Raw genomic sequence first — 23,821 nt, 5'->3', positions numbered from 1 at the left:
CTGGTGTGAATCAATGCTGGGAAAATCTATTGGTTGGCCGGCCCGGCTTCTTCGGCCATGCGCAGGAAACGCGCCGCCAGTTCCGCCCCGCCATCGGGATCCCGGGCGACCAACAGCAAAGTGTCATCGCCTGCGATCGTACCCAATACAGAGGGCATCACCGAGTGGTCCACGGCCAGTGCCAAGAAGTTCGCCGCACCAGGCGGGGTACGAAGGACCACGATATTGCCCGAGGCCTCCGCGGTGACCAGGAGTTCGCCGCACAACCGCGTCAGACGTGCATCCAGAATCTCCTGGGTCACGCCGCTCTTGGCGTTGCGGTCGCCGCCCTCCCCCGGAACGGCGTAAACCAACGCGCCTTCCTTTCCACGGACCCGGACTGCGCCCAGCTCCACGAGGTCCCTGGATAACGTGGCCTGGGTGACCTGGACACCGTCGTCCGCCAGCAGGGCTGCAAGCTCTGCCTGGGAGCGCACTGACTCACCTGTCAAGATCGCGGTGATACGCGCCTGGCGGGCAGTCTTGGTGGCTGGGCTGGCGCCCGGCACGGACGGGTTGGTGGACACTAGAACGTGCTCTCCCCGGTACCTTCAACAGGTGAAAGGCCCTCCACGAAAGCAAGTCCCGAGCGGTGCATCAACCATGCCATGAGTGCCTTCTGGGCGTGGAGGCGGTTTTCCGCCTCATCCCACACGATCGACTGCGGGCCGTCGATGACGTCCGCCGAAATCTCGTAACCGCGGTAAGCGGGAAGGCAGTGAAGCACGACGGCGTCCGGCGCAGCTTGCGCCATGGCGGCCTCGTCCACGGAATATTCACGGAAGAGTTGCATCCGCGCTTCCTTTTCGGACTCCTGGCCCATGGAAACCCAGGTGTCTGTTGCAACGACGTCGGCGCCCTTGAGGGCCTCGGCAGCATCGCTGGTGATGAGGACCGAACCGCCGGTCTCCGCAGCGCGTTCCTCTGCAGCGGCAACAATTTCCGCGGCAGGGAGATACCCCTCCGGCCCGGAGATGCGAACGTGCATCCCGGCAGTGACGCCGGCAAGGAGGTACGAGTTGGCCATGTTGTTGGCGGCATCGCCCAGGTACGCCATGCTCAGTCCGGCCAGCTCGCCCTTGTGTTCCTTGACGGCAAGGAGGTCGGCCAGGAGCTGGCAGGGGTGGTAATCGTCGCACAGGGCATTGATGACGGGGACCTTGGAGTTTTCAGCCATCGCCACCAGTCCGGCGTGCGCCCCGGTCCGCCACACAATGGTGGACACCATGCGCTCCAGGACTTTGGCAGTGTCCTCCACGGATTCCTTATGGCCGATCTGCGCTTCCCCCGGGTTGATAATCAATGCGTTGCCACCCATGTCTGCGATGCCCGTGGCGAACGAGACGCGGGTGCGGGTGGAGGTCTTGTCAAAGATCACTGCAACGGTCTTGCGGCCGTTGCCCTCTGCGGCGAAGGGCTGCACGCTGTAAGGCGCGGCCTTCATCCGGACGGCGAGTTCCAGGACCTCAGCCTGCTCGGCGGGGCTCAGGTCCGTGTCCTTGAGGAAGTGACGGGTGGTTGACGTGCTCACTGTGCATCCTTAGCGGTTTGGGCGGTAGCCGTGGCGATCAAGGCGGGCAGGGCTGACAGGAACCGGTCGGCCTGCTCGGTGGTCAGGATCAGCGGAGGGGCGAGACGGATGGTCCGCGGGCCCGGACTGTTGATGATGAAGCCTGCATCCAAAGCTGCGGTCACCATGGCAGGTGCGATGTCGGCGTTCACGTCGAATCCAATCAGCAGGCCCTCGCCGCGGACTTCACTGACAGCATCGACGTCAGCCAGCCCTTCGCGCAGGTGCGCGCCGACGCTCAGCACGTTCCGCAGGAGACCTTGGCTTTCGATGGCGTGCAGCGTGGCCAGCGCGGCGGCCGTAGCCACCGGGTTTCCGCCGAAAGTGGTGCCGTGCTGCCCTGCGGTGAGCAGGGCCGACGTCGTACTTCCGAAGGTGACAAGGGCACCCACCGGGAACCCGCCGCCAAGGCCCTTGGCGAGCGTGACGGCGTCGGGCACAATTCCTGCGTCTTCGCTGGCAAGCCACTTTCCGGTGCGGCCGATGCCGGTCTGGACCTCGTCCAGGATCAACAACGCACCCGCTGCGGTGGTAGCTTCACGGGCTGCCTGCAGGTATTCGGCGCTGAGCGGCCGAACCCCCGCTTCGCCTTGGATGGGTTCCAGGAACACGGCAGCAGTGGAATCGTCGACGGCGGCAAGCAGGGCCTCGATGTCACCAAACGGAATGTGGACCACACCACCTGGCAGTGGTTCAAACGGCGCACGGTAGGCCTCTTTGGCCGTGAGGGCCAAAGCACCCATGCTGCGGCCGTGGAAGGCACCCTCCAAAGCGATGATTTTGGTGCGCTTCCCGTCGGGATTGTTCCTGCGTGCCAGCTTGAACGCTGCTTCGTTGGCCTCGGTACCGGAATTGGCAAAAAAGACCTTGGAACCAGCCGGGGCCTTGCTGAGGGACAACAGCTTCTCGGCGAGAGCGATCTGCGTGGGGCTCGTGAAGAAGTTCGAGACATGGCCGAGCGTGGCCAGTTGGCTGGAAATCACGGAGGTGACGAAAGGGTGCGCGTGGCCCAGGGCGTTCACAGCGATGCCGCCCAGAAGATCAAGGTATTCCTTCCCGTCTGCATCCCACACAAGGCAACCGGCGCCACGGACCAGGACCCGCTGGGGCGTGCCGAAGACACCCATCAGCGAGGACGAGTAGCGCGCCAGCCAGTCGGCGCCTGAGCTCTGGGAAACGAGCGTGGCTGCGCCAGCCTCCGCAGCGATGGGGGCCCCGCTCGCTTCGCGATGCCCGACCACACCCGGCCCCCCATTGCTGCGGCTTTCAGCGGTATGGCTCAGTTCGGTGCTCATGCGTTCACTTCCTCGTCGGGTACTACTTGGGTGCCGATGCCCGCCGTCGTGAACGTTTCCAACAACATCGAGTGTGGGAGGCGGCCGTCCACGATGTGTGCGCGCTCCACGCCTTCGTCGATGGCCTTCAGGCAGGCGGCCATTTTGGGGATCATTCCCGACTCGAGGCGGGGCAGCATTTCGCGGAGTTCCGAGGCTGTCAGCGACGAGATCAGCGAGGATTTGTCCGGCCAGTTGGCGTACAGGCCTTCCACGTCGGTCAGGATGACGAGCTTGGTGGCACCCAGGGCCGAAGCAACGGCGGCAGCTGCGGTGTCGGCGTTAACGTTCAATACCTGGCCGGTGGTCTGGAAGCCGTTTCCGTCGTCCACGATCTCCGGGGCCACGGTTGAAATCACGGGGATGCGACCGGCGTCGAGGATATCCGTGATGCCGGCGGGATCCACGCCCACGACTTCGCCCACCAGGCCGAGGTCCACTTCTTCGCCATCAACCACGGTGCCCGTGCGGACGGCGCGCAGCAGGCCACCATCCTCGCCGGACATGCCGACGGCATAAGGACCGTGGGAGTTAATGAGCCCTACGAGTTCACGGCCAACCTGACCTGTCAGGACCATGCGGACCACGTCCATGGCCTCGGGCGTGGTGACGCGCAGCCCACCCTTGAACTCCGACTCGATGCCGAGGCGGCCGAGCATGGAGTTGATCTGGGGGCCGCCGCCATGAACCACCACGGGGTGGATGCCCACGTGGTGGAGGAACACGATGTCCTCAGCGAAGGCGCGGCGGAGGTCGTCGTTGACCATGGCGTTGCCGCCGTACTTGATCACCATGGTGGTGCCGGTGAATCGTTGGATCCACGGCAGGGCTTCGATCAGCGTGCCGGCCTTGTCCTGGGCTGCCTCGGCCGAGACGTGGCTCGTGGACGTGGTTTCGCGGGTATGGGCAGTCATTGTCATAAGCTCAGCTCGAGTAGGCGCTGTTCTCATGCACGTAGTCGTGCGTGAGGTCGTTGGTCCAGATGGTCGCCTCAGCGTCGCCGGCCTGCAGGTCAATCTCGACCAAGACTTCGCGCGGCTCAAGGTCCACCAGGTTGCGGTCATCGCCGATAGCGCCGTTGCGGCAAATCTGCACACCGTTCATGGCGACGTTGAGCTGGTCCGCCTCGAAAACAGCATCTGTGGTCCCCACAGCCGAGAGCACGCGGCCCCAGTTGGGATCCTTACCAAAGATGGCAGCTTTGAACAGGTTGGATCGGGCAACACTGCGGCTGACGATTTCGGCGTCGCGTTCGCTGGCGGCGTTGAAGGTCCTGATCGCGATGTCGTGGCTGGCGCCTTCGGCATCACCGATGAGTTTGCGTGCCAGTTCGGCGCAGACGATGGTGACCGCTTCGCTCAACTGCTCGGCAGAGGGCAGAGCTTCGGAGGCGCCGGATGCCAGCAGCACCACGGTGTCGTTGGTAGACATGCAGCCATCCGAGTCCGCGCGGTCAAAGGTGACGCGCGTGGCGTCGCGGAGGACGACGTCGAGCTCATTCGCAGGAACCTCGGCGTCGGTGGTCAGGACCACCAGCATCGTCGCCAGGCCGGGCGCCAACATGCCGGCACCCTTGGCAATGCCTCCCACAGTGAACTGCTTGCCTTGGGCATCGGTGCCGGTGAAGACGGCTTCCTTGGACACGCTGTCAGTGGTCATGATGGCCGTGGCGGCAGCGGTACCGCCGTCTTCCGACAATTCACGGAAAGCCGCATCAACACCAGTAAGAATCTTGTCCATGGGCAGCTGCTCACCGATCAGGCCCGTGGAGCACACTACGACGTCGGAGGCTGAGATGCCCAGCACGTCCGCCACTTTCTCGGCAGTAGCATGCGTGTTCTGGAAGCCCTGCGGGCCGGTGCAGGCGTTGGCGCCGCCCGAGTTCAAGACGACGGCATCCACACGGCCATCGCTGACTACCTGGCGTGACCAGTGAACCGGCGCAGCAGCTACACGGTTGGAGGTAAATACGGCAGCTGCGGACTTTTGCGGCCCGTCATTGACTACCAGGGCCAGATCCGGGTTCCCGGATGCCTTGATGCCGGCTTTGACGCCGGAGGCGCGGAATCCCTTGGGTGCGGTAATGGTCACGGTGCAACTCCCTGCAGGTTCAGGCCGGCGGTTTCATCCAGGCCGAGGGCAATGTTCATGGACTGCACGGCTCCGCCGGCGGTCCCCTTGGTGAGGTTGTCGATGGCGCACGTGACGATCACGCGGCCAGTGTGCTGGTCCAATGCCAACTGCATCACTGCGTGGTTGGAACCCTGCACTGACTTGGTGGTGGGCCATTGGCCTTCGGGAAGGAGGTGCACGAACGGTTCGTCGTCGTAGGCATCTGCCCAGGCCTGGCGCAGTTCAGCTTCCGTCACGCCGTGCTGTGCCTTAGCGGTGGCCGTTGTCAGGATGCCCCGGCTCATGGGAACCAACGTGGGCGTGAAGGAGACCGATACCGGTTCACCGGCCGCATTGGAGAGTCCCTGTTCGATCTCCGGCGTGTGGCGATGTCCGCCACCCACGCCGTAGGGGCTCATGGAACCCATGACTTCGGCACCGATCAAATTCACCTTGGCCGCCTTGCCGGCACCGGAGGTACCGGATGCCGCAACAATCACGACGTCGTCCGTCAGGAGGAGATTGTTGGCGAACCCGGGCGTCAGGGCGAGCAACGCCGACGTCGGGTAGCAACCAGGCACTGCGATGCGGGTGGCGCCCTTGAGGGCTTCACGCTGACCGGGCAGTTCAGGCAGTCCATAAGGCCATGTTCCTGCGTGCGCAGATCCGTAGAACTTTTCCCATGCCGCGGCGTCCTGCAAGCGGTGGTCCGCGCCGGCGTCGATCACTACGGTCCCCTCCGGCAACTGAGCAGCGATCTCGGCCGAAGCACCGTGCGGCAACGCCAGGAACACTACGTCGTGGCCGGACAGGTTCTCCACCGTGGTGTCTTCCAGAATCCTGCTGGCTAAACCATGGAGATGCGGCTGCAACTCCCCTAGTCTGGAACCGGCGTTGCTGTGTGCGGTGATGGCACCGATGGTGACGTTCGGATGGCCTGCCAGCAGGCGCAGCACTTCTCCTCCGGCGTAGCCGCTGGCACCGGAGACGGCAACAGAAATAGTCATGACTCCACTGTACAGCAAGAATATTCATGCTGTCCGATATTTATGCATGCAGTTGTGAGCAGTCTCATTATTTTGGGGATTGGACGTATGCTTAGTGAAGGGTGATCCAGACCGTGCAGTCCGAACGTCGGCTGCAGCGTTGCCCGTTAGCGATACGGGGCACATTTATGTCACCCACGTCCACCGCTGAGCGCCCCAAAGCTCGCGCAATTCAACCAAATCCCGTCGTCCAGAGCTACTCGGAGCTTCTCAAGAGCGTCAAGGCAGCCGGACTCCTGGAACGCCGTAGCGGCTTCTACATCTGGGTCTTCGTGGCCCTGGCACTCCTTATGGCCGGCACCTGGCTCGGCTTCGCACTGATCGGCGATTCCTGGTACCAGCTTTTGATCGCTGCAGCCGTAGGCATCCTGTGCACGCAACTGAGCTTCCTTGCCCACGAGGCAGGTCACAAGCAGATCTTCGCTTCCCGGCGTGCCAACGATTGGTCAGCCCGTCTCCTGGCCACAGGAGTTGCCGGCATCAGCTATTCCTGGTGGGAACAGAAGCACGGAGCCCACCACAACCACCCCAACGTCATCTCCAAGGACCCGGACATCCGGAACAACGCCTTGGTGTTCTATGAGGACGCTGCAGCCGAACGCAAAGGCCGCCTGGCTTTCCTCACCAAAAAGCAGGGCTGGTTCTTCTTCCCGCTCCTGACGCTCCTGGGCTTGAGCCTGCAGTTCGACTCCCTTCGCTTCGTCTTCGGCAAGCAGAAAGTACGTCACCGCTGGGTGGAGACGCCCATCCTCGTGACCAGGCTTGCCGCCCTCCCGGTCCTGGCTTTCACCTTCCTGCCCATCGGCATGGCGTTCGCCTTCCTTGGCGTCCAGATCATGGTTTACGGCTTCTATATGGGAGCCTCGTTCGCCCCGAACCACAAGGGCATGCCCGTCCTCCCCAAGGACAGCCGCGTGGACTTCCTCAACCGCCAGATCCTGACCTCGCGCAATATCTCCGGTGGTCTCTTCATGGACTTCCTCCTGGGTGGACTCAACCGCCAGGTGGAGCACCACCTGTTCCCGGACATGGCTCGCCCCCATTTGTACAAGGCCACAAAGATCGTCCGCGAGTTCTGCGCCAAGCACTCCATTTCCTACACGGAAACCACGTTGATGCAGTCCTACGGCATCGTGGTCAGATACCTCAATGACGTAGGCCTGGCAGCAGGCCGCGGCTTCGATTGCCCCGTGGCTTCGACGCACGGACGCTTCTAGGCGTTCAACAAGGGAAGCCCCAACTTCCCTAGGATGGAATCTGAAACCGGGCCCCGGAAGGACCGCCCCGGAGTGAGGAGCCACCATGACGCACGCCATCGTTGCACAGCAGCCCGGAGGACCTGAGGTCCTCGAATACGCATCTGTGGAAATACCGAAACCTGGCCCCGGCCAGCTGTTGATCAAGGTCGCAGCTGCCGGGGTCAATTTCATTGAGACCTACCAACGCAGCGGCACCTACAAGGTGGAATACCCCTTCACCCCAGGCGCCGAAGCCGCCGGCACAGTGGAGTCCGTAGGCGAAGGTGTCGCAGAATTTTCCGTTGGCGACCGGGTTGCCACGGCTGAGGGGTCCCGGACGTACGCGGAGTACGCCGTGGTGGAGGCGGCCAAGGCACTTCCGGTTCCTGACGGCGTCGACGATCACACCGCAGCAGCCCTGCCGCTGCAGGGCATCACTGCCCATTACCTGATGAACTCGTCGTTCCGCGTAGAGCCGGGCCACACCGTTCTGCTCCACGCAGGCGCAGGTGGCGTTGGTCTGCTGTTGACGCAACTGCTGAAGGCCCGCGGAGCCCGTGTGATCACCACCGTGTCCTCTGATGAGAAGGCCGATCTCTCCACGCTTGCAGGCGCTGATGAAGTACTCCGTTACGAGGGCTTCGCTGACAGGGTCCGTGAACTGACCGACGGCGAGGGCGTCAACGTGGTGTACGACGGCGTCGGCAAAGACACCTTCGATGACTCCCTGAAGAGCCTGCGCATCCGGGGTGCCATGGTGCTCTTCGGTGCGGCCTCCGGCCCGGTGCCGCCCTTCGATCCCCAGCGTTTGAACGCCGCAGGTTCGCTGACGCTGACCAGGCCCACCATGGCGCACTTTGTGCAGAACGCCCAGGAACGCAGGTGGCGTTCAGCCGAGATTTTCGACGCCGCCGCCAACGGCACCCTAACTGTCAGGGTCGGTGCCACATACCCGTTGGCCGAAGCAGCCCAAGCACACAGGGACCTCGAAGGCCGCCGCACCACCGGCAAAGTCCTGCTGGTTCCCTAAGCCGCCATGTCCGGTTCCCAACGGCCAGTGACGCGCAGGGAAACTGCTGTGCAACAGAAAGTGACGCGCAGGAAACGTCAGACACCTTTTGTTCATCTTTCTGCGGAAAGCTGACGTCGTGAGCACAGAACATCCATTGGGGGCCGGGCATATCCCTGCCATGACCACGTACCGTCCCCAGCTACCGGGAGGCACCGCCGCCCCGGCCGAGCGCACCCTCGTTGACATCCTGACAGAAACCGCATCGTCATTCCCCGAAGCCTCGGCACTGGATGACGGGCAGAAGTCCCTGAGCTACACCGAGCTTCTCAAGGCGGTACGCGCCTTCGCTGCCCGGCTCAATGCGGCAGGTCTTGGCCGGGGCGACAAAATCGGCGTTCGGATCCCATCCGGCACCAACGAGCTCTACATCGCCATCTTGGGAGTCCTCATGGCTGGCGCCGCCTACGTTCCCGTGGATGCGGACGACCCCGACGAACGCGCCCGTCTGGTGTTCGGCGAAGCCAAGGTGGGTGCCATCATCGCTGCGGGCCTGGACATCCAGCTTTCCGGCGAGGCCCGGGAACCCGTCTCCACACCCTCCATCCCCGGACTGGACGACGATTCCTGGATCATCTTCACCTCCGGATCCACAGGAACCCCCAAGGGCGTTGCCGTCCAGCACCGGTCCTCGGCCGCGTTTGTTGACGCCGAGGCCAGGATCTTCCTACAAGCTGAGCCTATTGGCCCCGAGGACCGGGTGTTGGCCGGCCTTTCGGTCGCCTTCGACGCTTCCTGCGAGGAAATGTGGCTTGCCTGGCGCCACGGCGCTTGCCTGGTACCGGCACCACGAGCGTTGGTTCGCACCGGCATGGACCTCGGCCCTTGGCTTATCAACCACGGCATCACGGTGGTTTCCACCGTGCCCACCCTTGCCGCTCTCTGGCCGGCAGAGGCGCTGGAGAACGTCCGCCTGCTGATCTTCGGCGGCGAAGCGTGCCCGCCCGAGCTGGCCGAACGCCTCGCGGTAGATGGCCGTGAGGTGTGGAATACCTACGGACCCACCGAAGCCACCGTCGTTGCCTGTGCCGCTCCCCTGGGCGGACCCGGCCCCGTGCGGATCGGGCTTCCACTGGATGGCTGGGACCTTGCCGTCGTCGATCCGCAGGGCGTCCCGGTGGCCGAAGGTGAGATCGGCGAACTGATCATCGGCGGAGTGGGACTGGCCCGCTACCTGGACCCTGCCAAGGACGCAGAAAAGTATGCCCCCATGCCTACCTTGGGTTGGGAACGTGCCTACCGCTCCGGCGACCTGGTCCGCTTCGAAGCCGAGGGTCTGATCTTCATGGGCCGCGCCGACGAACAGGTGAAACTGGGTGGACGCCGGATCGAACTGGGCGAAGTGGATGCTGCGCTCCAGTCCTTGCCGGGCGTCGCCGGTGCTGCTGCGGCCGTGCAGACCACGGCTGCCGGCAACCAGATCCTGGTGGGCTACCTGGCCCCCGTTGACGGCTACGAGCTGTCCATGGACGAGGCACGCCGGCTGCTTGGCGAAAGCCTGCCGGCCGCTTTGATCCCCCTGCTGACCGTGGTGGATTCGCTCCCGACCAAGACGAGCGGAAAAGTTGACCGTCACGCTTTGCCGTGGCCGCTGGCAGGAGCCGGTGCCACCGAAGCCGGGAACGCCCCGCTGAACCTGCCCGATGACGCCCGTTGGGTGGTTGAGCAATGGGAATCCGTGCTGGGAAGTCCCGTCGGCTCCCTGGACGCCGACTTCTTCGCTTATGGTGGCGGATCCTTGGCTGCGGCGCAGCTCGTTTCTGCCCTTCGCGTCCGGTATCCCACCATCACCGTGGCGGATATCTATGCCACGCCACGTGTCGGCGCACTGATCGACACAGCACGGCAATCTCTTCCCGACGGCGGCGCGCCGGGTCCCGCTGCAGAGCGCACCGTGCGTCCCACGGCGCTGAAGTCACAGATCTTCCAGGTGCTAATGGGCGTGCCCTTGCACATCCTGGTGGGGATGCGTTGGCTCACCTACCTCATGGCCGCCAACAGGTTGCTGGCCGACTTTGCTGGATTTACCGCCGCACCCGTCGTGTCGTGGTGGTGGATCGCAGCGTCCTGGCTGGTCTTCGTCAGCCCCTTGGGCCGGATGACGATCTCGGTGGTTGCAGCCAGGGTGCTTCTTGGCAGGATCGAACCCGGCACTTACCCACGTTCCGGAAAGACCCACCTGCGCTTGTGGCTGGCCGAGCAAATACAAGACCTGTCGGGCGCCATCGGTCTGGCCAGCGCCCCGTTCGTCCCTTACTACGCACGGGCCCTCGGAGCCAAGATCGGCAAGGATGTCCACCTGCACTCACTGCCCCCGGTCACCGGTTTGCTGTCCCTCGGAAGCGGAGCCAACATCGAGCCCGAGGTGGACCTTTCCGGATGGTGGGTGGATGGTGACTCCGTCCATATCGGGCAGATCCATGTAGGAGCCGGCGCAGTCGTCGGCGCCCGAAGCACCCTGATGCCAGGGGCCACCATCGGTGCGGGTGCGCGCGTCGAAGCCGGGTCGGCAGTACTGGGCAAAGTGAAGGCCGGGCACCTTGTGGCCGGCTCCCCCGCCGAGCGCCGTGGAAAAGCGAAGCAAGAGTGGCCTGAAACGATCAACCGGCGGCCAGTGGTTGACAGGCTCTGGTTCTCCGCCTTTGCCAGCGCTTCGGCGCTCCTGGCCCTTATTCCTTACATTTCTGCGTTCGCGGCGGCCTTGGTTGTCCTGGCTTTCATGCAGGGCCACGAATCCCTGGAAACTGCGCTTGCTCAAATAGCTCTGGCATTGCCTCTTGCGGCGTCGGTGTGGTTCTTCGGCAACCTGCTGCTCATCCTGATGGTTGCCCGGCTTCTCGGGTTGGGTTTGAAGGAGGGTTACTACGGGGTCCGCAGCCGTGTCGGGTGGCAGGTTTGGGCCACGGAACGCCTTCTGGACATGGCCCGGGACCTCCTTTTCCCGGTCTACGCAAGCCTTTTCACACCGATCTGGCTGCGCCTTCTGGGCGCCAAAGTCGGCAAAAACGTGGAAGCCTCAACCGTTCTGTTGGTTCCTAAAATGACGACCATTGGGGATGGAGCCTTCCTGGCTGACGACACCATGGTGGCCTCCTACGAACTCGGTGGGGGCTGGATGAAGATTGCTCCCGCCAAAATAGGAAAGCGCTCCTTCCTGGGCAACTCGGGCATGACTGCTGCGGGACGAAACGTTCCCAAGAACTCCCTCGTTGCAGTTCTGTCTGCCACGCCGGCGAAAGCCAAATCCGGCACGTCCTGGTTGGGCAGCCCGCCGGTCAGGCTGCGCCGCACTGCCGTCGCTGCTGACCAAACCCGGACCTTCCAGCCGCCCCGCAGGCTCAAGGTTGCCCGGGCGCTGTGGGAACTGTGCCGGCTCGTGCCTGTCATCCTCACCGTTGCCATCGCCGTCAGCGTCATGCTGGTTCTGGATTGGATCGCGAGTGGATGGGGCTACTGGGTGGCGGCCGTCCTGGGTGGTGTCGTGATGCTGGCAGCAGGTGCCGTGGCCGCATTGAGCTCCATCGTGGCCAAGTGGGCCCTGGTGGGGACCATCCGCGCGGGTGAGCACCCCTTGTGGAGCTCATTCATCTGGCGCAACGAGGTAGTGGACACCTTCATCGAAATGGTGAGTGCCCCGTGGTTTGCCCGCTCCGCCGCCGGAACTCCCGCCTTGGTGTGGTGGCTTCGCGGCCTCGGAGCGAAGATCGGCCGTGGGACCTGGTGTGAAAGCTACTGGCTGCCCGAAGCTGACCTGGTCACGCTCGGTGAGAATTCCACCGTCAACCGTGGCTGCGTTGTCCAGACGCACCTGTTCCACGACCGCGTGATGAGCCTGGACACCGTGCTGCTCGGTAACGGAGCCACCATGGGTCCGCACGGCGTCATCCTCCCCGCGGCCAGCATCGGCGACGGCGGAACTGTTGGTCCGGCGTCGTTGGTTATGCGGGGTGAGACAGTGCCGGCCGGAACGTATTGGATGGGCAACCCGGTGAGCCCATGGGTGGGTCCGTCAACACAAGCGCCGCGCCTCAAGTAGATTGGACGGATCATGACCGTACCAATCACCGCCCCCACGACCGAAGCGGACCCCTATGCTCTGGACCACGGCAGCAGCAACTACCGTGTGGACCGGTACGAGTTGGATCTCGACGTCAGGTTGGGCAGCAACAAGCTGATCGGCAAGGCGGTCCTGCGATGCACGGCGTTAAAACCCCTGGCACAGATTGTCCTCGACCTGGTGGGCCTGCGGGCCAGCAAGGTCCAGCTGGATGGCAAGAAGCTCCAGAAATTCAGCCACAGGGCCGAACACCTGGTGCTCAACCCGGCCTCCCCGCTTAAGCCCGGCCAGCAGTTCTCCTTGGAGATCCGCTACGACGGGAACCCCCAGCCCCGCCGCGGGCTTTGGGGCGATGTGGGGTGGGAAGAACTGAACGACGGCGTACTGGTGGCCGGCCAGCCCAACGGTGCGGCCTCCTGGTTCCCCTGCAATGACCATCCACGCTACAAGTCCAGCTTCCTTATCTCCGTGACCACAGACGACAACTACCGGCCGGTGTGCAACGGCACGCTGATCTCCCACTCCCGCAAGTCGAGCAGGGAGACCTGGGTCTATGAACACGCTGAACCCATGGCCACCTACCTCGCCACCGTTCAGATCGGCCGGTACGTCAGGGTTCCCCTGCACAATGACGACACCCATCACCGGGTGCCGCAGTTCGTAGCAGTCACGCCCGAGATGGCGGTGGATGCTCTGCAAGGCCTGCGCCGCCAGCCGGACATGATGCGCACCTTCGAGGATTGCTTCGGACCGTATCCGTTCACGGACTACACGTCGGTGGTCACTGAAGACGAACTGGAAATCCCGTTGGAAGCCCAAACCGTCTCCATCTTCGGCCGAAACCACATGCGCGAGTCCTGGGACGCCCAGCGCCTGATCGCCCACGAGCTTTCCCACCAGTGGTTCGGCAACTCGCTGACCGTGAGCAGCTGGAAAGACATCTGGCTCCATGAAGGATTCGCCTGCTACGCGGAGTGGTTGTGGTCCGAAGAATCCAGGACCATGACTGTTGCTGCGCGGGTAACGGCTGCATGGAAGAGGCTCGACGCCGGGCCCCAGGATCTGCTGGTCGGAGACCCCGGCCCTGAGCTGATGTTCGACGACCGCGTCTACAAGCGCGGCGCCCTTGCCGTTCACGCGGTGCGGATGGCAGCTGGGGACGAGGCCTTCTTTGGTTTCCTGCAGCACTGGACTGCCACCAACCGGCATGGCTCAGTGTCGACGGAGGCGTTCATTGAGGCTGCGGATTCGTTCATTCCGGGCTTTGATGCTGCGTCGATTCTCCGGCCATGGCTCTACGAGGCTGCGCTTCCGCCGCTGCCTCCAGCGCGCTAGCCCAGTGCCAGGGCGGCAACCAAACCGTCAGGCAGTTTTCGGTTTTCTTGGATGCCGGTGACATCCCGCAGGCCGGGCAGGTCCAGCACATCCAGCTCTGCGGGGTTGCGCCTCAGGCCCTCCCCCGTCATCTTCAGCCACGCCTCTTTGCGTGCCCACAGACGCGCGCGCTGACTATTTCGCTCCTGATCCGGGATGGTGGACAGGAAGCGTTTCTCGGTTGCGGTCAGCGCGACGTCGTCGAAGCCTTCGAAGGTTGCTTTGCCAGTCGATTCAAGATCCACTCCCAGCCGTAGTTCTTCGGGAGCATGCACGACGCCGGCCAGTAGTACCCAGCCCGACGCCCGGGATGCACTGAGCGCCAGAGGTGCGGGGCCGCCGTCGAGCATGAACCCTGGGCGACCATGGTCCTGGCCGGGGCCGCACCGCGGACAGTGATAGTCAGGAACGAGTCGAGCAGGATCCACTTCCAGGAGCGCAGCGGCAAAGTCCAGCAAGGCCACCCGCCCTGCAATGAACTCTTCACGGTCTGCGGGGTTGGCGTAGCGAAGGGCGCGCTCGAGGGCCAGCTGGCCGAGCAGTTCAAGCGCGCCTCCTGCGCCGGGCGTCTCATCGAGCCTCCGCAGGTCAAGCACCGGATTCTGCATCATGCCCTCCTCTCACGGCTAAGTCCCCAGCCCAATGTCGCAACAGCTATGGGTGGATTTCCCCCTTCTGTGAGGCTTCAAACGACTCTGCCATCGCCCCGCGTCTATGCCCAAATCGGGTTCCGTACGACAGGTGTTAGACCATCCTGACAGGCGCTGAATGGAGAAGTGGACTCTTACCTGTGAAGGCTTTTCTCGGGCCAAACCAGCGCGCCTCGCCCGTCGTGTCGCGGAGCAGTACGTGTGCACCACAGGTTTCGTCCCTCAGCTATAAGCTACGGAGCGTCTCACGGGCCTGTATGTAGCTCCCGACCGCGGCGTGCTGAGACCCCTGCGTTCCTTTCGTTCTGTAGGTGGTCCGCACTCCAGCCCTTCCGATGTTGTCCGTGCATAGTCGCAAGTGCTCATAAACGAGGACATTTGCACCTAAATCTACCCACCCCCCTTTGTAGCTATGGCCTCTGCAAACTGCAGCTTGTGTGGCGGGCTCCTTTTCGCCAAAGCAAGTGTTCCCCGCAGCCACAATTACGCCGCGGGGAACACTGTGGGTGGCTTAACTCAACTGCGCTACTTTACCGACGTCAGGTAGTTCGCCAGTGTGGGCGTGATGCGGGTGCCCGAGTTGGAGCTGCCGCCGTTGGTGTGGATGGCCATGATGGTGTTGGAGCTGTTGTACACGGGCGCACCGCTCTGGCCGCCGAACGTGTCCATCTTGTAGTAGACCTTCTCAGCGGTGGTGCTCTCAATGGGACCGGTCATGGACCACATGGTTCCGAAGGCCTTGTCTCCGGGGTAGCCCCGAACGGTCACATTGGTGCCATTCAGACTTGCGGTGGTGCCGGTGTAATTGAGCCAGCCGGTGGTGTTGCCGATGGTGCAGTCGAGCTTGATGACGCCCCAATCAGCGTTGGTGTTGGCAGAGTCGATCCAGCGCTGGTCCGTCAAGAGCTGCGTTGCGCCACACGTACCGTAAGGATCGGTTGATCCATTCCGACCAGGAGCCACTTTTACGCCCCAGGAGTAATCAGCCGTTGACCCAGTGCCGCCTTCGTGGACGCAGTGCCCTGCGGTCAGAACGGTGTCGTCGGAAATCAAGGCACCGGAGCAGATGTAGCCGCCGTTGAACTCGATCTGAACGATCGAGCGGTTGGGCGCAGCTGTGGTGTTGGTGATGCGGACACGGCCGTCAGCGCCGATCACTGAGTCGGTGGAGGCCCCTCCGTTCTTCGACGGTGCGGCAATCGTGTATTTGTCAGCCAGTGGTGATGCAGCGGAACCGGACGTCTGCGAAGGGTCTACCGTGTGCGATACAGGTTGGACCTCGGCGGCGGCTGCCTGCGGCGTCGACTCTGACGCGGTTGCGGCTCCACCAAGCGAGGACGTCAGAGCCATCACTGCAGCTCCGACAAGCAAAGCAACGTTCTGCTTCTTCATGGGTACCTTTCAAGGGACGGCTCACAGAAGAGCCGTGCGAGGGATGTGATACACATGCTTCACATGTGCATGACAAAACTGTCATACATGCATGAATAGTCTGTCAAGATGCTGGGAGCTCAATCTCAATAAAAGAAAAAATCCCCGGAACCATCAGGTCCCGGGGATTCACTCGATACAGGGAGTGCTAGCGCTGGACTGCTCCGAAGCGCTCGGCCGCAACGGCAACGGCAGCCGCTCGGGCCTCCGAAGCCTCATCCGCCGTCAGCGTGCGGTCGTCCGCACGGAAGCGCAAGCCGAAAGCCAGCGATTTCTTGCCCTCCTCGATGCCGGGACCCGCGTAGACGTCGAACAGCGCCACGTCTTCGAGGAGTTCTCCGGCGCCTTCACGCAGCGCGGAGAGGACCAGGTCTGCCGCCACATCCTGCGGAACCACCAAGGCGACGTCCTGCGTGGCGACGGGGAATCCAGAGATGTGCTTGGCCACAATCACGTCAGCAGCGGCTTCGAACAACGCTTCCACGTTGACCTCCAGAGCCACGGAGCGTGCGGGCATGTCCTGAGCCGCCAGGAGCTTGGGGTGCAACTCTCCTGCGTAGCCCACGACGTCGCCATTGCGCAGCGCCAGTTGAGCTGCACGGCCGGGGTGGAATGCCTGGTGGCTGCCCTGGCTGACGACCAGCTCGACACCCAAAACATCTGCAATGAGGCGTGCCACGTCAACAGCGTCCGCCCAGTCCCAGACGCGCGGTGTGTGGGTAGCGGCAGCCGGAGAATCATGGCCCGTCAAGACAGCTGCGACGTGCAGCGGCTGGGGCGGGACGCCGTCGTACAGCGCATCCAGAACCTCATCGGAAGGCTTGACGCCCAACGGCGGGATGGAATCCGTGCCGAGCTTGTCACCGGGCAGGAAGACCGAACCCGCTTCGTAGACAGCCAGGTCACGGAAGCCGCGCGAGTGGTTCCGGCGGGCAACCTCGATCAGGCCCGGCAGGATGGACGTCCGCAGGTAGCCGTGTTCCTCACTGATCGGGTTGGCGAGCTTGAGCGCCGGACGCGCACCGCCTTCAGCAGCAACGCCAAAGGTGTCGTTGGCTGCCTTGGAGACGAACGGGTAGGACAACACCTCAGTAAGCCCCGCATCAGCCAAGGCCTGGACGACCCGGCGCTTCTGCTGCTGGCTGCGGCTCAGGCCACGGCCTGGAGGCGCCACCGGAAGAGTCGAGGGGATGTTGTCGTAGCCGACAAGGCGCGCGATTTCCTCGGACAGGTCTTCCTTGGTTTCGAGGTCATTGCGCCAGCTGGGAGCCGTGACCCTGTAACCGGCGGCAGTTTTTTCAACCACAGCCCCAAGGTCCTCAAGGGACGTGACGATCTGCTCTTCGGTGAAGTCGATGCCGATTCGGGCAGAGGCGAACCCTGCCGGCAGTTCAATGGTGACCGCATCAGGGGCGGTTCCAACGTCGGTCCCCGTCTCATCTGCCGTACCACCGGCAAGCTCTACCAAGAGGTCAACCACGCGCTGGGCAGCAATATTCGCAACGTGCCAGTCAACGCCGCGCTCGAAGCGCTTGGAGGCTTCGGAGGGCAGCTTGTGGCGACGGCGGGAGCGGGCAATCGACACTTCGTCGAAGTGCGCGGCTTCCACCAGGATGTTGGTGGTGGAATCCGACACCTCAGTGTGGGCTCCTCCCATCACGCCGGCGATGCCAATGGCACCCGAGTCATCGGTGATCAACAGGTCCTCGACGTCGAGCGTGCGCTCCTTGTCATCGAGGGTGGTGATCTTCTCCCCCGCCACTGCACGACGCACCACGATGTCGCCCGCGAGCTTGTCGAGGTCGTAGCAGTGGTTGGGCTGTCCCAGCTCAAGCATGACGTAGTTGGAGATATCAACCGGCAGCGAGATGGAACGAACGCCGGCCAGACGAAGGCGCGCGGACATCCACGGCGGTGTGGGACGTGATGGGTCAACGCCACGGACGGTGCGGGCCACGAAGCGGTCGCAGCCTGGCTTGCCGTAAATCGGGGCGTCATCGTTGAGCTTGACGCCGTAGCCACCCTGCAGGGTTGCCGGCGCGCTCACCTTGGACGCGGGATCCACGAACGAGGTTCCCGTGGCGTGCGCGTACTCGCGAGCGACACCCCGGATCGAGAACGCGTAGCCGCGGTCAGGGGTCACGTTGATTTCAGCAGCCTGGTCATAGAGGCCAAGGAGTTCCATGGCGTCCGTGCCGATTTCCGGATCGAGGCCGATGCGGGAGAGGACCAGGATGCCGTCGTGGTCGTCGCCGATGCCCAGTTCCCGAACGGAAGCGATCATGCCCGCGGACAGGTGACCGTAGGTCTTGCGGGCTGAGATCTTGAAGTTTCCTGGCAGAACAGCTCCGGGAAGGGTAACTACGACCTTGTCGCCCTCAACAAAGTTGTGGGCACCGCAAATAATGCCCTGCACTCCGGAAGGGTCAATGCCCTCACCATTGAGCGTCTGTTCCTGTCCTTCAGGGACGACGCGGACCTGGCACCAGTTGATCGTCTTGCCGTTGGACTGCGGCTCCTTGACCAGGCTCAAGACCTGGCCCACGACGATGGGCCCGGAGAGCTCGTCCGTGGGACGGTGGACTTCTTCTTCTTCAAAGCCGACCTTGACCAGGTCCGCCATGACATCTTCGGCCGTTGCATCGGCCGGAACCTGCGCGAATTCACGCAGCCAGGAAAGTGGGATACGCACTATTAGATCTCCATCCCGAAGTGCTCGCTGAAACGTACGTCGCCTTCGATCATGTCGCGCATATCGCCGACCTCGTTGCGGAACATGAGCGTGCGCTCAATGCCCATGCCGAAGGCAAAACCTGAATAGATGTCCGGATCGATGCCCGCTGCACGGAGGACGTTGGGGTTGACCATGCCGCAGCCACCCCACTCGATCCAGCGCGGACCGCCCTTGGCACCCGGGTGCCAGATGTCCAGTTCCGCTGAAGGCTCCGTGAACGGGAAGTAGTTGGGGCGCAGGCGGATGGAGGCTTCGTCACCGAACATCTGGCGGGCGAAGTGCTCCAACGTGCCGCGCAGGTCCGCCATGCTCAGGTTCTTGTCGATCGCGAGACCCTCGAACTGGTGGAACACAGGCGTGTGCGTAGCGTCCAGTTCATCGGTGCGGAACACCTTGCCCGGGCACAGAACGTAGATGGGAACTTCGCGTTCCAGCATGGAACGTACCTGGACAGGAGACGTGTGGGTGCGCATGAGCAGGTGAGCTTCGGGCGGTTCCACGAAGAACGTGTCCTGCATTTCGCGGGCGGGGTGGTCCGGCTTGAAGTTCAGCGCATCGAAGTTGAACCACTCGGACTCCACCTCTGGGCCTTCGGCAATCTCCCAGCCCATGCCGACGAAGATGTCTGAGACGCGGTCCTGAAGCGTGGACAGCGGGTGACGTGCACCTGCCCGGCGACGACGCGGAGCGGCCGTCACATCCACTGTTTCTTCGACCAGGATACGGGCGTCGTTCTCGGCTTCGAGAACCTCGGTCCGGGCAGCGAGCGCCTGGTTGACGCGGCCGCGGGAGGACCCCATGAGCTTGCCGGCGGCGGCCTTGTGCTCCTTGGCGAGCCCACCGATTTCACGGTTGGCGAGGCTCAGTGGCGACTTCTCGCCGGTGTGGGCGAGGCGGACAGCCTTGAGTTCATCAAGGGAGGAAGCAGCCGCAATTGCGGCGATGGCATCCTCGACGGCGGCGGTGATGGCGGCTTCATCCAGCGGATTCGGGATGGCAGCGCCTGGCAAAGTGTCAGTCATCTACTGTTCTTAGCTACGAGTCGGGAGCGGCCGGCAAGGCAGGCCTGCAAAACGAAAGGGCAGTGCTCGCCGCGGACGGCAGGCACTACCCTTCAGTCTAGTTGAACGTCATGGACTGGATTTAACCCACCAAGACGCGTCCCGCCATATGAACGGCACGACGGCGGAAATCGCCAGGAGTTCCTCGCCGCCCTAAGCGGGCGGTGCCGTGGGCGGCGGTGGCGACTGGCCGTCGTCGTTCCGTTGGACGGGTGGCGTCGCAGGCTGCTGCTGCGTCGGGAACTGCTGGGCAGGCGGCTGCGGGACCTGGGCAGGCGGCATGGTCTGATCCTGCGGCGCCCCAGGAGTGTAACCCTGCCCTGCCCAGTCCGCTTGAGGTGACTGCGTTGGCTGCCGGGGGTAGGCGTCCTGCTGGGGAGCGTAACCCGGCTGGCCGTACGGCGCAGCCCCTGCGAGCGCTGGCGTTTGCTGCGCGGACTTCCTGCGCAGCAGCAGGAACAGGAGAACCAACCCAGCGGCGATCACCAGAACGGCAACCAGGATCCAGATGATCCACATCGGAACGCCGGCGTTGGCTTCGGCCTTGGCCTGGACCGCAGTCTCTTTGATGGTCAGCATGTCGAAGGTGGCAGTGTTGCCGTCCACGGTCGCACCTGTTGCTTCGACGACCTTGCCGGGGAACGTGAACTTGACCGTGGCTTCGTCAAACATTGACTTGGCCATGCTGGAGGCTTGGGGATCGCTGCTGTCCATCCCGGTCACGCCGCCCATGGAGAGGACATAGAAGTCACCCTCCTTCTTGAGTTCGAAAGGATTTTCGGAGCTGGACGACTCGGCGAGCTTCGCAGGGTCAAGGTTGGCGGCTGTGATCCGCTTGCCCTTGTACTTTTCGTCCTCGTAGTCCACCACGGTGGCACCCTCCGGGATGTCCATCTCCTGGCTGCCACTGCCGCTGCCGTTTGACTCCATGAATTCTTCAAAGGACTTATCGCCCAGTACCGACTTCTGGATCGCGTAAACAACCTCGTAGTCCACGCTTTTCTCGTTGTTCACCTTGACGGACATGTTCAGCTTGACGCAGCCGGTCAAAGCCACCATGACTGCAAGCAGGACACCCACCACGCCCACGGCGCGTTTAATGTTCATCGCGTTTCTTCCCCCATTCATTCCCCTGCACCGATGAGTGCTCGAACAGCGTATCCCTGCCGCTCATGCCGTGCCATACGCGACGGGTCTAGCATGGCTTCATGACTCCCGCGCAACGCCTGCGGCAGATCGCCAACGTCGCAAACCTGTCTACACCACTGGGACTCGCGGTAGCCGCTGCGTCCCGAAGCACCTTGACCCGCGGGCCACGCGGCCTCCTGATAGCAGCCGGGTATGGCTGGAAACTCCCCCACGCCGGAGCATTCACGCTGGGGAACGTGATCCTGTACCGGGCGCCCCATGGCGTTGCCGGAACGAACCCCGTGCTCTTGGGACATGAGGAGCGGCACAGCACTCAGTACGCCTACTGCCTGGGACTTCCGTTCCTTGCCCTCTACGGCGTCGCCGCCGCGTGGTCCATGCTGCGCAGCGGGAATCCGGGCTCGAGTAACTTCTTCGAGCGCCAGGCTGGCCTCGCGGCGGGCGGCTACATCGACCACCACAACCGGCCGGACGGACCTGCCGGCCATCGAATCGAGGCATAAGCATGAAGCGAACCATCACCGTAACGGGGAATGCGAGCGCCACAGCAGTCCCGGACCTGGTCACGTTGACGCTTGGCGTGGAAACACGCCGGGACACTGCCGCCAAGGCCTACGACGACGCCGGGAAGGCGGCCGGCGCTGTCGCGGCCAGTTTGCGGGAGGCCGGCGTCACGGACGTCGACCTGCGGACCAGCGGCCTGAACCTTCGGGCCGAGCTGGTGTGGGTGGAAGGCCAAGGCCAGAAGGTCACAGCGTATGTGGCGTCCACCACGCTGCAGGTGGGAATTCGCTCACACGCGGATGCACCGGAAGCCATCGCCGCGGCAGTGGCGGCCGGTGGCGACGACATCAGGATCAATGGGATCGAGCAAGGCTTCGCCGATGCAACCTCGGTGACCGCACAGGCGCAGGAAGCGGCTTGGCTGGACGCACTGGCACGTGCCCAACAGTACGCATCGCTGGCTTCTGCCCGGCTGGGGCAGGTGAAATCCATTGCCCAAGAGCCCGTCCATGGCGCACCCATTCCCCTGGGCGGGATGGTCAGGGCATCTTTTTCCGCTGAATCCCTGCCCGTTGAAGCCGGAGAGTCCTCCGTCACCGCCAGCGTCACTGTGGAATGGGAGCTTCTCTAGTGGATGGCGCCGGCACCCAAGGCAGCGTCCACCTGCGTCTGTAGGGCCGTCCGTACCACGACGGCAAGACCCTCCGCCATGGATTCCAAGGGCATGGACGGGGTACCGCTTTCCGGGGACACCTGTTCCGGGAGATAAGGGATGTGCACGAAACCGCCACGGATGGTTGGGGTCGATGCGAGCAAATGCATCAACGCGTAGAAAAGGTGGTTGCAGACGTAGGTTCCTGCCGACTGCGAAACCTCGCCCTTGATTCCAGCAATCTGGAGGTCCCGCAACGCGGCCTTAATGGGCAGGGTAGAGAAGTACGCTGCCGGGCCACCGGGGACTACTTCCTCGTCCACAGGCTTCTGGCCCTTGTTATCGGGGATCCGTGCGTCATCGCAGTTGATGGCCACCCGTTCCAAGGATATCCGTGCACGTCCGCCGGCCAATCCCACACAGATCACAAGGTCCGGCTTAGTGGTGGCCATTGCCTCGCTGAGTGCTGCGGCAGAGTCACCAAAGACGCACGGCAGCTCCCGGGCTTCGACATCCAGGCCTTCAGCCCGCAGAATGTCCCGTGCGCGGCGCACCGCATGCCAGGAAGGATTGACATCGTCCCGGCCAAACGGTTCGAAGCCAGTCAGCAGAATCATGGGCCAACCTTAGCAACGCTTGACCCTCGGCTTTCCTTAATTCACCTCGAGGGTCCTTGACATTCATTCGAACATACCTTCGAATGGAGTTCATGAGATGGGACGCACAAGCACTGTCACCCAAGCGTGGACCGGCGTCCGACGACGGCGGCTCTCCAGTTCCAGGCCCTGCCCCGGCCATGGATGCGTTGCTGCCGCTGGCCGGGCTGGTGCGTTCCATCTCAACACCCGAATTCTCCGGAGTCACCTTTCATGAGGTCACCGCAAAGTCAGTGCTCAACAAGGTGCCTTCGGGCTCTGCCATGCCGTTCGAATGGACGGTGAACCCTTACCGCGGCTGCAGCCACGCGTGCGTCTACTGCTTTGCCCGCAAGAGCCATACCTATTTGGAGTTCGACGCCGGGCGTGACTTCGATTCCCAGGTGGTGGTGAAGATCAACGCCGCCGAAGTCCTCCGGAGGGAACTCACAAAACCCTCCTGGAAAAGGCATCAAGTGGCCTTGGGGACCAACACCGACCCCTACCAACGCGCCGAAGGCCGTTACGCCCTGATGCCCGGAATCATCCGTGCGCTGGCGGACTCGGGCACGCCCTTCTCCATCCTGACCAAGGGCACCCTGCTGGCCCGGGACATCCCACTGCTTAAGCACGCTGCCACCATGGTGCCCGTGGACCTCGGAATCTCGCTCGCCATGACCAATGAAGATCTCGCCGAGCTGGTGGAACCCGGTACCCCCTCCCCCAGGGCACGGCTCAAACTGATTTCCCGGCTCCGGGATGCTGGACTGGGTTGCGGCGTCATGGCGATGCCCATCCTGCCGTGGCTGACCGACTCGGACGAAGCCCTCGATTCGTTGTTCAGCGAACTGGCCAAAGCCGGCGCCACGGGCGTCACCGCCGGAGCCCTCTACCTGAAGCCAGGAACGCGGGAGTGGTATATGCAGTGGCTGGCGGCCCAGCACCCCGAACTCGTCGGCAAGTACCGCCGCCTCTACGGCCAAGGCTCTTACGTTTCCAAGGAATACAGCACCTGGCTGACCGGCCGGATCACCCATTTCAAAGCGAAGTACGGCTACACCCGGACTTCAGGATTCAGCCACCGCAACGCCCGCCCGGCGCAGGGGTCCGCCGCCCCTGAGGTGGGCGCAGGCACACTCCCAGGACAGCAGCCGCTCTTCTGAGCT

At 63.3% G+C, this 23,821-nt stretch carries 19 protein-coding genes; 7 read left to right on the top strand and 12 right to left on the bottom strand.

What is annotated here, in order from left to right:
• Positions 1-26 precede the first annotated feature (26 nt).
• The 6 genes from ABQM86_RS08615 to argC are packed head-to-tail and all read right to left on the bottom strand — an operon-like array spanning position 27 to position 6,062.
• On the bottom strand, positions 27-566 hold the full coding sequence (locus tag ABQM86_RS08615) for an arginine repressor (protein WP_089594443.1): 540 nt from the start codon (positions 564-566) through the stop codon (positions 27-29).
• Positions 566-1,570, bottom strand: a complete 1,005-nt coding sequence (gene argF / locus ABQM86_RS08610; RefSeq protein ID WP_207597065.1) for an ornithine carbamoyltransferase — start codon at positions 1,568-1,570, stop codon at positions 566-568. Before argF ends, ABQM86_RS08615 begins: the two co-directional genes overlap by 1 nt.
• Positions 1,567-2,904, bottom strand: coding sequence for an acetylornithine transaminase (locus tag ABQM86_RS08605; RefSeq protein ID WP_369746395.1), 1,338 nt, complete (start codon positions 2,902-2,904; stop codon positions 1,567-1,569). Before ABQM86_RS08605 ends, argF begins: the two co-directional genes overlap by 4 nt.
• On the bottom strand, positions 2,901-3,857 hold the full coding sequence (gene argB / locus ABQM86_RS08600) for an acetylglutamate kinase (protein WP_369746394.1): 957 nt from the start codon (positions 3,855-3,857) through the stop codon (positions 2,901-2,903). The genes ABQM86_RS08605 and argB overlap by 4 nt, the downstream gene beginning before the upstream one ends.
• Before the next feature lie 10 nt (positions 3,858-3,867).
• Complete coding sequence (argJ, locus tag ABQM86_RS08595; RefSeq protein WP_207597063.1) at positions 3,868-5,034, bottom strand: bifunctional glutamate N-acetyltransferase/amino-acid acetyltransferase ArgJ; 1,167 nt, start codon at positions 5,032-5,034, stop codon at positions 3,868-3,870.
• On the bottom strand, positions 5,031-6,062 hold the full coding sequence (argC, locus tag ABQM86_RS08590; RefSeq protein ID WP_207597062.1) for an N-acetyl-gamma-glutamyl-phosphate reductase: 1,032 nt from the start codon (positions 6,060-6,062) through the stop codon (positions 5,031-5,033). The genes argJ and argC overlap by 4 nt, the downstream gene beginning before the upstream one ends.
• Before the next feature lie 167 nt (positions 6,063-6,229).
• On the opposite strand from argC, the gene ABQM86_RS08585 reads away from it, so the two are divergent.
• From ABQM86_RS08585 to ABQM86_RS08570, 4 genes are all read left to right on the top strand, one after another.
• Complete coding sequence (locus tag ABQM86_RS08585; protein WP_207597061.1) at positions 6,230-7,318, top strand: acyl-CoA desaturase; 1,089 nt, start codon at positions 6,230-6,232, stop codon at positions 7,316-7,318.
• An 85-nt stretch (positions 7,319-7,403) separates the two neighbouring features.
• The gene (locus ABQM86_RS08580; RefSeq protein WP_369746393.1) at positions 7,404-8,369 is read left to right on the top strand and encodes a quinone oxidoreductase; all 966 of its coding nucleotides are present in this window, start codon (positions 7,404-7,406) and stop codon (positions 8,367-8,369) included.
• Between the two features lie 160 nt (positions 8,370-8,529).
• Positions 8,530-12,444: a Pls/PosA family non-ribosomal peptide synthetase gene (locus tag ABQM86_RS08575; RefSeq protein WP_369746651.1), complete on the top strand. Its 3,915-nt coding sequence runs from the start codon at positions 8,530-8,532 to the stop codon at positions 12,442-12,444.
• A 12-nt stretch (positions 12,445-12,456) separates the two neighbouring features.
• A complete protein-coding gene (locus ABQM86_RS08570) occupies positions 12,457-13,800 on the top strand; it encodes a M1 family metallopeptidase (RefSeq protein WP_369746392.1) in 1,344 nt (447 codons plus the stop codon).
• On the opposite strand, the gene ABQM86_RS08565 is transcribed toward ABQM86_RS08570, so the two are convergent.
• The 5 genes from ABQM86_RS08565 to ABQM86_RS08545 form a co-directional block, all read right to left on the bottom strand.
• Positions 13,797-14,450, bottom strand: a complete 654-nt coding sequence (locus ABQM86_RS08565; protein WP_369746391.1) for a 4'-phosphopantetheinyl transferase superfamily protein — start codon at positions 14,448-14,450, stop codon at positions 13,797-13,799. The genes ABQM86_RS08570 and ABQM86_RS08565 overlap by 4 nt on opposite strands.
• Positions 14,451-15,014: 564 nt before the next feature.
• Positions 15,015-15,881, bottom strand: a complete 867-nt coding sequence (locus tag ABQM86_RS08560) for a serine protease (RefSeq protein WP_369746390.1) — start codon at positions 15,879-15,881, stop codon at positions 15,015-15,017.
• A gap of 187 nt (positions 15,882-16,068) precedes the next feature.
• Positions 16,069-18,612, bottom strand: coding sequence for a phenylalanine--tRNA ligase subunit beta (gene pheT, locus ABQM86_RS08555; RefSeq protein ID WP_369746389.1), 2,544 nt, complete (start codon positions 18,610-18,612; stop codon positions 16,069-16,071).
• Between the two features lie 2 nt (positions 18,613-18,614).
• Positions 18,615-19,676: a phenylalanine--tRNA ligase subunit alpha gene (gene pheS / locus ABQM86_RS08550; RefSeq protein ID WP_207597052.1), complete on the bottom strand. Its 1,062-nt coding sequence runs from the start codon at positions 19,674-19,676 to the stop codon at positions 18,615-18,617.
• 192 nt (positions 19,677-19,868) lie between these two features.
• The gene (locus tag ABQM86_RS08545) at positions 19,869-20,822 is read right to left on the bottom strand and encodes a hypothetical protein (protein ID WP_369746388.1); all 954 of its coding nucleotides are present in this window, start codon (positions 20,820-20,822) and stop codon (positions 19,869-19,871) included.
• Between the two features lie 101 nt (positions 20,823-20,923).
• Between ABQM86_RS08545 and ABQM86_RS08540 the strand changes: the two genes are divergently transcribed.
• Together ABQM86_RS08540 and ABQM86_RS08535 are read left to right on the top strand one after the other, a co-directional pair.
• Positions 20,924-21,367, top strand: coding sequence for a hypothetical protein (locus ABQM86_RS08540; RefSeq protein ID WP_337341193.1), 444 nt, complete (start codon positions 20,924-20,926; stop codon positions 21,365-21,367).
• A gap of 2 nt (positions 21,368-21,369) precedes the next feature.
• Entirely contained in the window at positions 21,370-21,999 is a 630-nt protein-coding gene (locus ABQM86_RS08535; protein ID WP_280627669.1) for an SIMPL domain-containing protein, read from the top strand.
• On the opposite strand, the gene pcp is transcribed toward ABQM86_RS08535, so the two are convergent.
• Positions 21,996-22,637, bottom strand: a complete 642-nt coding sequence (gene pcp, locus ABQM86_RS08530; protein ID WP_337341194.1) for a pyroglutamyl-peptidase I — start codon at positions 22,635-22,637, stop codon at positions 21,996-21,998. The two genes, ABQM86_RS08535 and pcp, sit on opposite strands and share 4 nt — an antisense overlap.
• Positions 22,638-22,729: 92 nt before the next feature.
• On the opposite strand from pcp, the gene ABQM86_RS08525 reads away from it, so the two are divergent.
• Positions 22,730-23,818: an Rv2578c family radical SAM protein gene (locus ABQM86_RS08525; RefSeq protein WP_207597047.1), complete on the top strand. Its 1,089-nt coding sequence runs from the start codon at positions 22,730-22,732 to the stop codon at positions 23,816-23,818.
• Positions 23,819-23,821: the final 3 nt, after the last annotated feature.

Origin of the sequence: Paenarthrobacter sp. AMU7 (genome assembly GCF_041200195.1) — a bacterium.
Classification (GTDB): domain Bacteria; phylum Actinomycetota; class Actinomycetes; order Actinomycetales; family Micrococcaceae; genus Arthrobacter.
This window is presented reverse-complemented; position numbering and strand designations above follow the sequence as displayed.